Origin of the sequence: Mycobacterium sp. E2462, assembly GCF_001672685.1 — a bacterium.
In the GTDB taxonomy this organism is placed as follows: domain Bacteria; phylum Actinomycetota; class Actinomycetes; order Mycobacteriales; family Mycobacteriaceae; genus Mycobacterium.
The window spans coordinates 1-9,829 of sequence record NZ_LZKC01000234.1; the positions used below are offsets into that span (position 1 = coordinate 1).

Consider the following 9,829-nt stretch of genomic DNA (forward strand, 5'->3'; position numbering starts at 1 on the left):
GCCGTTTCGCCGCGCGTTTGATCGATGATTCGGAGATATCAGCCTGCTCTTTGGCGTCGCGTTTGACTCGTGCGCTGGGCGCGGGCTGCTCGATTTCCAGATACCGCCGCAACCACAGTTGTGTCGCCGGTGCTGAATTAGGTCCGACCTCATCATCCTCAGCGCCGAGGTCAGCGATGGACAGCTCTGTCGGGCCGGTGATTTCAAATCGGGGTAGTTCGCTTGTTCGTCCGTCGTCAGCCCTGATTAGCTCGACCGGCAGCTTGTATTCCAGTTTCAAACCGTTGGGGCCAGCGGAGTTTTTGACCTGCTCCATGATGTGTGTCCCGTCGCCAGCGGGAGCGAAACCGAATACCGCTCGGGGAACTTCCCCGAATGCTGCTGAGCCGTTGATAGCCGCCATCACGTCCCGCGTGTCGCCTTTCTTCAGATGGGCGACACCGACAACTATTCCGTTGATGTCTTTGGCCATCCGCGTGAAAGGTAGGAGCTGCTGGCGAATCTCGTTGTTGCGGTTCACATCTGTGCCTGATCCGATCAGCGACATGATTGGGTCGATAAATACCGCTGCAATCTGTTCGTCTATGAGATGTTCTGTGAGAGCGGCGATGTCAGCTACGGTAAACCCGTCCTCGATGTTCGCTATACGAACTTCGGGCAGGACAATGTTATCCAAATCGGCGCCTGCTGCCTTGAGGCCGGGGACGATGATTGCGTCGTCTTGCTCCTCTGTCATCAGGACCGCGACGCGCACGGGATTACCGAGCCAAACACCTTCCAGCTCACCGCGACTCAACTGCGCCGCGAACCACCTTACGGCGGTGGACTTTCCTGCTGCTGGCTTGCCCGCGAACAAACTCAGCGTGCCGTGTTGTATTCGTCCTATCTCGTCATATTCCCAAACCCATTCGGGGACTCGAGTTTTCACTGTGGATGCGCGTTTGAGTTTGATGACGCGCTCGGGATCTGGTGCAGCGCGCGAAGGTTGGGCCTTTCGGGTTTGGCTGGCATTCTCGTAATCGGTTGTGAGCCAGTCGAATCGGTCCCAGTCGACGTGCAGGCCATCACTGGCAGCCTTTTTGAGTCCCCGCTGGATGTCTGCCTTCACCTGGCGTTCGGTTTTGTTCTGCGGTATGTGTCCTGTCTTCCGCGATGCTGAAATCACTGCTGTCTCAACGTCGGCAGGGTCCAGAACGCCCTCGTTGACGAACTTTCCCAGGTCATAGATGGCGTCTCTGGTTTTGTCGTCACGCGCGCCTTCGGGGATACCCGCTAGGGCGGTCTCCACCCTGTCCAGCACTCGCAGACCAACGCGCTTCTTCTTGTCCAATGGATACGCGGCAGCGCGTCGGCGAGACCTGCTGCGCGGCAGTGGGGTTCGTATGTCTTGCCAATTGGCCAGCCTGCGGGCATTACGCCTGCGGACTTCCGGTGTGTCGGGGGTGAATTCGAACTTCACACCGGAGGCGATGGCTTGCGCTGTCGCGTCGCTACGCCTCAGGTAGTCGATGAAATCGTCTCCGCCGTAGTCCAGCGGCGGTAGTTCTGTGTTATCGTTCATGTCGGTTCTTCCGATCTGATGCCCATTGGATTTTCACGGACCACAACGAATGCCCCGGCTCCACTCCTCGTGCCGGGGCTTTCGTGCGTCTACGACTGATTGGGCAGTGCAGCAATGGGTTTCACTGCTTCCCGCTCGGCACAACCTCGTGTATCACCGAGGCCAGGTCATCGCGGTCAACACGGACCAGCCTGCCTTTGCCGATCAGGTAAGCGCGCAGCTCTCCGGTTGAAATAAGCCGCCGCACCGTGCGTTTCGATACGCCTAGTTCGTCAGCGGCAGCGTCGAGGGTGATCTTGCATCCCATGAGAGTTCTCTCCTGTGTTGGTCATCTCAAAAGAATCGCCCAACCGGCGCGCAAGTCCGGTGTGCGTATTCGATTGACCAACAGGGGTTTTCTCTCCCCATGGCATACCAGGGCTGGCAGCGACAACCTGAGCGCTTCTGTGCTCGACCTCAGGGCTATGAATTCTTTTACGTCGCCCCTTGGTCGTGGACCCTGGGCGCTATGTGGCGGCCAGAATACACGAATTGGTGCCGTGCACAACAGGTCACGCCCACTGAGTGACATATTGTTGACTGAGCTGCGAAAGCGACTGCGCGAGTGGGGGCAATTCCCCAGTCATAGATAGACCGTGCGCGCAGCTAAAAGCGCCTCGCAGCCACGATTTTCGAGGCCTCAGACCACACGAAAGCGCCCGCCAGGCACAACTACCCAGCGGGCACCCATTCGTGGCTGTGCGTGTCGCTCAGGCCGTCTTTCGGGTCGTCTCCGCGTCAGCCTCGGCGGCAACCTTGGCCAGCTCCTCGGCTGCCCTGCTGGTGGCCAGTGCCGACAGGGCCTCGGCCACTTCGGCGTCGCGGCCCGACACGATCTGCTGATAGATCAGACTGGCTTTCACGGTCGAATGCCCGAGGCGCGCCATCGTCTCCACCAGGTTCCCGACACGGGCGGTCTGGGTTCCGGCGAAATGCCGCAAGTCATGCACCCGAACACCCTCGCGGCCAATGGCTTTCAGTGCAGCGGTGAAGTAGTCGAGGAACACGCGGTCATTCAGGTGGCACCCGCCCTTGGATGCCGGGAACAGTTGGGCCTCAGCATCTTTCTTGACGTTGTAGGCAAGGTGATGTTTGAGGTCATCGCGGATGTGGGGCGGCACCACAACGGTTCGGCCCTTGCCGCTCTTGGGTGTGTCGATGTTGCATGTTTTCTGCCTGTGGGTGACGGCGCGGCTCACGGTAATGGTGGAACAGTCGGCCGCGAAGTCCTTGCGGCGCAACTCGCTGACCTCGCCGTAGCGCAGACCGCACCAAGCCGAGATGAGAACCAGCGTTTTCAGCCGCTCCGGCTGGATCGCGTTGGCCAGCTTGCCGATGTCGTCCACGTCGAGGATCACCGCCGCCCGCTTGGTGGGCACGTTCATTGCGCGGGCAATCTGGCACGGCTGGGTGGTCAGCAGGCCGTCCGTGACAGCGGTAGCGCAGATGGCGTGCAAGAGCCCGTAGGCGTGGGCGTTGCGGGTGGTGTGCGTGTTGCCGAGGCCCGCGTGCCAGCGGCGCACAGTCTCAGCGTTCAACGCTGACAGCGGCACGCTGCCCAGCTTGGGTTTGATGCGCTGGTTGTACGTCGCCTCGTATCCGATCTTGGTGCGCGGTTTCAGCGGGCGGGTGGCCAGCCATTCGGTGGCGTACTCCCCCAACGTCTTGGACTTGGCTCGCTGCACTTCTTCGCGGACCTTCGGCGCTACCCATTCGTCTCGTTCGATGCGTCGGCGCTCGTCGGCCAGCCAGTGTTCGGCGTCCATGCGGGTGCTGTAAGTGATGGGCGCTTTGTGCCTTGCCAGGTCCGGCCCGATGTAGCTTGCCTGCCACTTGCCCGATGGCAGCTTGCGCAGTGAGCCCCAGGCCCGCTGTCGCATTCCTTTTTTGCCGGCCATCTACCTGCCCTTTCGCGGTGCCGTGCATTCTCCGTGCATTCTCGGTGCCGATTCTGGCACTCCCTGGCACTTGCTGGCAATAGCCGATACTTTATGTCAGCGCTGCTCAGGCTCTTTTGTGCAGGTTGTCGGCAGTTTGCTACCCTAGCACATCGGCACTTTCGAATCCTGCCGGGGGCACAAGGTCAAAACTGCCGCTCACCAGCCACTATATGCTGCAGAGACCGCCCTGATGGCAGCACCAACAATCTCTCAACGATCCGCCGTCTTCGCTGTTAGGTCGGATTCATTAGCTGGCCATGCTGCTCAACTTAAGGATTGCCTAGCGGGTCTGAAGGCGAGTCATCGGAGTTTGATCCGTTGATGCCGCCAGGCGGAGGTTCCGTCATCCGGGTCACAACGACATCATGTTTGGTCCTATATCCGGATCTGCGCCTGGGCCGACGTAGGCGCTTCAGCGAGAACCGAACCGTAAAGGCCGAAAAGATGGCCCGTCGCCGCAATAGATAATAGATATATTGCGACCGTCGCCCGGTCTTGACTGCCGAAAAAGTCGTTGGTGTTTTTGACCAATGACGCAAAGGCAGGCGGAATGCGCATCGGCCTGCATACGATGAGCACCAAAATCTTGCCTTCAGCGGATGAATGGGCGCCGATCGGAATGCGGCCTTGAACACGACGTGGAGTGGTCATGACAATCAGGAATACGGTCGGATGCCTGCTGACGGTAGCGATCGCCGTCGTTCTCGCATGGGGACCTGCCGGCACGGCGAACGGCACTCCCGGCGATGGGCCGCTCTATCAGAATTGTGTGAACACGCAGATGAAGCCTGTCGGCGGCACGATCGTCGACGTGATGCAAGATTGCTGCAGGCAATATTCGGGCAAATTGGATCCCGCCACTGAGAACTGTGTGTTCCCAGACGGGACTTCGGCTTACGCCCACCCCAATCGCTGACCGGCAACCTCGTCGACAAGTAGCCCGCGTCCACGGAGCGTGGGTTCGCGACACCGTGAGGTGATGCGCGGCTCCGGCGAGGCCCTTGTGGCGCAGTCGCTTTCGAAGGCGTGAGCGTTAGTTCTTTGCCGACCTCGTCGAGCGCACGCAGGACCCGGACTCAGATGGTGCATTTCAGCCCGACGTGGGCGGCGTGGTATCCGAGCCGGGAATAGAACGCCCGGGCTCGTTCGCGAGCTCCGTCCGTGGTCACCTGCGCCAGCCGCGCCCCGTGTGCTCGGCCGTAGTTGTGTGCCCACTCGACGAGTGCGGTACCGAGACCCTGTCCGCGTTCGGCTTTGGCGACCCGCAGTCCCTCGATCTGCAGCCGGGTGGCGCCGCCGCGGGAAAGGCCGGGAATGATGGTCAGTTGAACGGTCGCGACGACCACGTCGGAACTGTTCAGGACGACTCCGAGGTAGTTGGATCGGTTGCGAACGACGATGTCGTAGGCCGCCTCGTAGCGTTCGAGTTCGGCGCCTTCGCGATCGTGACCGAACTCATCATCGGAGAGCAGCTCCGCGATCACCCCCACGTGTTGGCGCGTCGCACGCTGCACACGAAATGTGCGGCCTGCCACCCGCAGCAGTCCTCGAACCGAGGACTGCGCCTGTGCCTGTAGGCGCGCCACCAACAGGTCCAGCCACGCCCCCACGTTCGTTCGCGCCTCCGCGGTATCGGGGTAACGGCATCGCAGATGTAGCCCGGACTCGTCCTGGATGAACCAGAGCATGACGTCGTCGGTGTGGATGCTTGCACTCACATACTGGGCGTCGAGTCCCACCGAGTCGATGCGCACGGGAAGCCTGCGTTGGTCCAGCCAGGAAATCGCAAACATGCCGGGCGCGACGGGCATTCCACCCCACGGAGCCAGGACGTCCGCCAGTGGCCAGGAGCCCAGCTGCACGGCTTCTTTGACGGCCGCGGCAGCGGCGTGCGGCTCGGCGCACTCTGACTCCAGGACCGAATTGGTGATGAACCAGCCCACCGAGTCGTGCCATCTGTCCTCAAATCGGCTGTGCACGGGGAAGACCGCGCGCAGTGGCGCCCCGGCCAACTCGCGGGTCACCGCAGTCATGGCGACCACCGCGAGCGCCAACGTCGAGACACCGTCATTGCGTGCCTGCGCGGCGAACGCGGCGCCGTCATCGACATCGAACACGTCACGCACTTCGACGCGTTCCGGATGCGGCCCGGACTCACCCAGCGGCAGCGGAAACCGTGGCATCACCCCGCCGCTGTCGCTGATGATTTGCGCCCACCGCGCGCGCACGCGGTCCGGTGCAACGGGGCGGTCCAACAGTGCTTGCGTGTGCACGACGAATGCCGGCGGTGGCTGCAGGGGCGGCGTACGTCCGATCCGCGCGTCGGCGAGCATCGACAACAGGTCCCGGGCGATCACCAGCATCGACCACATGTCCACGTGGGCGTGATCGGCAGCGATCACCACCGTCGACCCGGCGGCCGTCTCCAACACACACAACCGATGCGAAGGCCGCTGATACGGCGAGCATGTCGCATTGAGAACTATTCGCAGTGCGTCGTTGACCGCCTGGCCCGCAGCGATCTCATGCTCTACCCACTCGCCGGGGCGAACATCGATCTCATGCAGCTGCGGATCGCCGTCCGCCCCGGGTGTGAATGCCGTCCGCAACGTGCCGTGGCGGTCGATCACACCCAGCCACGCATCGGCCAACGATTGGCGGCTGACCCCCGCGGGCAACCGAATGGACAAAGCCATCCAGGAGCCGGGTCGCGCGCCCGCACCGACGTGTATGCGCTGGTCAAAGGACACCGGCAGCTGACGACCGAGGTCAGACACCGACACGTCGTACCCCCAGAGTCGTCCGAAGGGTAGCCGCAGGTGCGCCACGTTGGTCAGCCGCATGGCGGTACCCTAACGCCCCAGATAGCCTGAATGCTCGGTCAGCGCGGGGCGAGCCGTCGGGTCATGAAAAGAGTTGCGTGATGTCCACTTTCGTGGTTCCCGGAGCAGAGCTTGCCGTGGAACTGAGCGACGAGGGTGGTCATCCGGTAGTTCAACTGCACGGACTCACCTCCAGCCGGTCGCGTGACCGGGTCCTCAATCTCGACCTCGGCAGGGGGCTCAGCGGGACCCGGTTGCTGCGGTATGACGCACGGGGGCATGGCAAGTCGACTGGACGCAAGGTCCCGCACGATTACCGGTGGGAACGCCTCGCCGAGGATCTCTTGCAACTGCTCGACGAATGGTTTCCCGGCGAACAGGTGCACGGCGTCGGCCCGTCCATGGGAACCGGCACGCTGCTGCACGCCGCCGCCCGAGAGCCGGACCGTTTCGCCGGCCTCACGCTGATGGTGCCGGCCACCGCGTGGGAAACCCGGCCCGCGCAGGCGGCGAATTATTTGGCTGCGGCCCAATTAATTGAAACCGAGGGAGTCGGGGCATTCATCGCGGCGGCGCGTGGAGTGACGCCGCCGCCGACCATGGTTGACGCGCCCGAAACAGTTCCCGATGTGGCCGACGCGCTGCTGCCGTCACTGTTTCGAGGCGCGGCTCTCAGCGACCTGCCCGCTCGCGAAGCGGTCGCACGAATCGATGTGCCGACGACGATTTTGGCCTGGGTCGACGACCCGGCGCACCCGATGTCGACGGCGGAATCGCTTGCCGCACTGATGCCGCGGTCAACGCTCACCGTGGCGCACGTTCCGGCCGATGTCGAAACCTGGCCCCAGATCCTGAGCCAAGACGTCGCCCGCAGAGGCTGACTTGTACGCGGACGCCACGCCAGCTCGAATACGGCTGCGAGTGAGCGCACTGCGCCGCCACCACGTCGGCCCAACGCGGCGGCGACGCCTTCCCGGTGGTCATATTCACATCATCTGTTGCACAACGGATTTGTTCAGCCGAGCTGAGGCGGCCGACGACGATCCGGCACGCACACCCGCGTTGTGGCGAAGGCGTGCGGGTAGATGGCTCGATTCGGCAGCCATTGTTCCCGCCGGGCGCACGAACGCTCGTGCCGGTGTCGACCGCACGACCGTCGGCCCGGGCGGGTTAGATCGTCAGCATGGGCGAACGTGTGACGTTCCAAGGTTCGACTGGCGCGACGCTGGCAGGCGTCATCGAGGTGCCGGACGTCGAGGTGCGGGGCTGGGGGGTGTTCGCGCACGGCTTCACCCTCGGCAAGGATTCGCCGGCCGCGGCGCGGATCTGCAAGCAGCTGGCCGCCGACGGCGTCGGGATGCTGCGCTTCGACGCCCTTGGGCTCGGTGATTCCGAAGGGGACTGGGGCGACGGCTCGTTCACCGTCAAGGCCGACGACATCACCAAGGCGTGCGAGTTCATGACCAGCCGCGGCTCCCCCGCCGACATCCTGGTCGGGCACTCGTGGGGTGGCGCGGCGGTGCTCGCCGCGGCGGGCCGTTCGCCGAGCGTGCGGTCGGTGGTGACCGTCGCCGCGCCGGTCGACCCCAGTCACGTCGAGAAGCATTACGACGCGGTCGTCGACCGCTGCCTGACGGAGGGCAGCGCCGAGTGGATGGTCGGTGGGCGCACGCTGACCCTCAAGCGGGCGTTCGTCGAAGACGTCCGCGTGGCACAGCTGCACGACAAGATCCGGGGCTTGCGGTTGCCGCTGCTGATCCTGCACTCGCCCACCGACAACACGGTGGGCATCGAGAACGCGAGTGAGATCTTCCGGTTGGCTCGCCACCCCCGCAGCTTCGTCTCGCTGGAGGGATCAGATCACTTCCTCACCGCTCGCGGCCAAGCCCACCGGGCGGGGCGGATCATCGGCGCCTGGGCCGACGCCTACCTCGGATGACCGTCCCGCCGGGCGGCGCGGCCCCGCGGCAACCGCTCTACCTGCTGGCCGACAGCCAGCTGCTGTTCTGGGCGCAGCGCGATCGGCCGCTCCTCGAGGCGGCGGTCGCCGGCCTGCCGCACGACGCGCCGGTGAGCGCGGCCTACATCGGCGCGTCGAATGGCGATCGCCGCGAGTTCTACGAAATCTTCGAGGCCGCCGTCGACGCCATCGGCGTCACGGACCGCCGGATGATCGACTCGTCGTTCGGCGCGGTGGACCGCGCCTTCCTGGGACGCGCACGGTTGATCGTTCTCGCCGGCGGTGACGTGCGGGCCGGCTGGGACACGTTCGTCGAAACCGGCATGCGCGACGTCCTCCTCGACCGGCACGCCGCCGGGGCGGTCCTGGTCGGGGTCTCGGCCGGCGCCGTCCAGCTCGGGCTCTGCGCGCCGGAACCGGACGGACTCGAACTGCTCCGGCTCGTGCCGATGGTGGTCGACGCCCACGACGAACGAGACGACTGGGCGCGGCTCACGCTCGCGATCCAGGCACTCGGCGGGACGGGCCTCGGCATCCCCTCCGGTGGCGGCGTCGTCGTGCGCCCCGATGGTGCGGTCGCCGCCCTGCGCCGGGCCGCCCACCAGTTCCGTCGCCAGGGCACGCGCGTCGTGCGCACGCTGCTCCCGGCCGAGTGAAAACGGGCCCGACACGTCTCACCCGACGTTAAACTCCTGCTCATGGGCACAAAGCTGCTGGCCAACGGGCGGGGACGCTGGCTGGCGGTGGCGGCCTCGCTCGTGTTGTCGGCCGGCATGGTCTACGCCCAGGGCGCAAAGCCGCGCCACATCGAACCACCGGCGGCGGCCCCGTCCAGCGCGACGTCGGTTCCGGCGGCTGCGCCCGCGCCGCCCAACGCGCCGCGGACCGCCACGCCCGAAGAGGCGCAGGCCCTTGCGGCCCTGGCCGGGGCCCCGCCCGCGGGCGGCCAGCAGTTCCAGTTCCCGCTGCCCCACGGCGTCGCGCCCGAGGAGCGACTGCAGGTCAAGACCATCTGGGCGGCCCGGGCCATCGGGGTGCTCTTCCCGCAGATCACCACCATCTACGGCTACCGGGAAGACCCGTTGCCGTGGCACCCGAAGGGCTTGGCGATCGACGTGATGATCCCGAATCCGCACAGCCCCGAAGGCATCGAGCTGGGCAACCAGATCGCCGGATACGCGCTGGCCAACGCCAAGCGGTGGGGCATCAACCGCTGCACGCCCGATGCCGTTGCGCCGCAACGCGTTGCGCGAGTCACTCCGGGGACGGTGTCATCGAAGCGATGTAGTAGGTCTCGTGGCCCGTCGGGTAACCGCCGCCGTCGGTCGCGATGTGGACGTGGTCGTAGTGGTTGGCGGTCTCCGAGCCCAGATCCGCCGTCCAGTTGCCCGCGCCGACACCCGGATAGATCTTCTGGCGCCAGATCACGTGGTTGATGCCCCACCGCTTGGCGTTGGCCAGCGCGTATCCGGCGATCTGGTTGCCCAGCTCGATGCCTTCGGGGCTG

At 64.7% G+C, this 9,829-nt stretch carries 9 protein-coding genes and 2 pseudogenes; 5 read left to right on the forward strand and 6 right to left on the reverse strand.

Annotation, left to right across the window (positions count from 1 at the left end; translation table 11 throughout):
* From A5714_RS25335 to A5714_RS26085, 4 genes are all read right to left on the reverse strand, one after another.
* Positions 1-1,561, reverse strand: a 1,561-nt coding sequence (locus A5714_RS25335; protein ID WP_156747277.1) for an AAA family ATPase, incomplete at its 3' end; no start/stop codon positions are given.
* A gap of 121 nt (positions 1,562-1,682) precedes the next feature.
* Positions 1,683-1,868, reverse strand: a complete 186-nt coding sequence (locus A5714_RS25340; RefSeq protein WP_082959696.1) for a helix-turn-helix domain-containing protein — start codon at positions 1,866-1,868, stop codon at positions 1,683-1,685.
* 442 nt (positions 1,869-2,310) lie between these two features.
* Positions 2,311-3,498 (reverse strand): site-specific integrase, encoded by a 1,188-nt coding sequence (locus A5714_RS11620; protein ID WP_068285341.1) that lies wholly within the window; start codon positions 3,496-3,498, stop codon positions 2,311-2,313.
* Positions 3,499-3,915: 417 nt separating this feature from the next.
* Positions 3,916-4,191: a hypothetical protein gene (locus A5714_RS26085; RefSeq protein ID WP_156747278.1), complete on the reverse strand. Its 276-nt coding sequence runs from the start codon at positions 4,189-4,191 to the stop codon at positions 3,916-3,918.
* On the opposite strand from A5714_RS26085, the gene A5714_RS26090 reads away from it, so the two are divergent.
* On the forward strand, positions 4,190-4,456 hold the full coding sequence (locus A5714_RS26090) for a hypothetical protein (protein WP_156747279.1): 267 nt from the start codon (positions 4,190-4,192) through the stop codon (positions 4,454-4,456). The genes A5714_RS26085 and A5714_RS26090 overlap by 2 nt on opposite strands.
* A gap of 160 nt (positions 4,457-4,616) precedes the next feature.
* Here the strand turns inward: A5714_RS26090 and A5714_RS11625 are convergent, their stop codons facing one another.
* Entirely contained in the window at positions 4,617-6,383 is a 1,767-nt protein-coding gene (locus A5714_RS11625) for a GNAT family N-acetyltransferase (protein WP_068285342.1), read from the reverse strand.
* A gap of 80 nt (positions 6,384-6,463) precedes the next feature.
* Between A5714_RS11625 and A5714_RS11630 the strand changes: the two genes are divergently transcribed.
* The 4 genes and pseudogenes from A5714_RS11630 to A5714_RS27130 all read left to right on the forward strand — a co-directional run.
* Complete coding sequence (locus A5714_RS11630; RefSeq protein WP_068285344.1) at positions 6,464-7,243, forward strand: alpha/beta fold hydrolase; 780 nt, start codon at positions 6,464-6,466, stop codon at positions 7,241-7,243.
* Between the two features lie 302 nt (positions 7,244-7,545).
* Positions 7,546-8,301: a S9 family peptidase gene (locus A5714_RS11635; RefSeq protein ID WP_068285346.1), complete on the forward strand. Its 756-nt coding sequence runs from the start codon at positions 7,546-7,548 to the stop codon at positions 8,299-8,301.
* Positions 8,298-8,978 (forward strand): Type 1 glutamine amidotransferase-like domain-containing protein, encoded by a 681-nt coding sequence (locus A5714_RS11640; protein ID WP_068285350.1) that lies wholly within the window; start codon positions 8,298-8,300, stop codon positions 8,976-8,978. The genes A5714_RS11635 and A5714_RS11640 overlap by 4 nt, the downstream gene beginning before the upstream one ends.
* 42 nt (positions 8,979-9,020) lie before the next feature.
* Positions 9,021-9,533: pseudogene (locus A5714_RS27130) on the forward strand (glycoside hydrolase); the annotation flags it as partial.
* 43 nt (positions 9,534-9,576) lie between these two features.
* On the opposite strand, the pseudogene A5714_RS11650 reads toward A5714_RS27130, so the two are convergent.
* Positions 9,577-9,829 (reverse strand): annotated as a pseudogene (locus A5714_RS11650) (glycoside hydrolase); the annotation flags it as partial.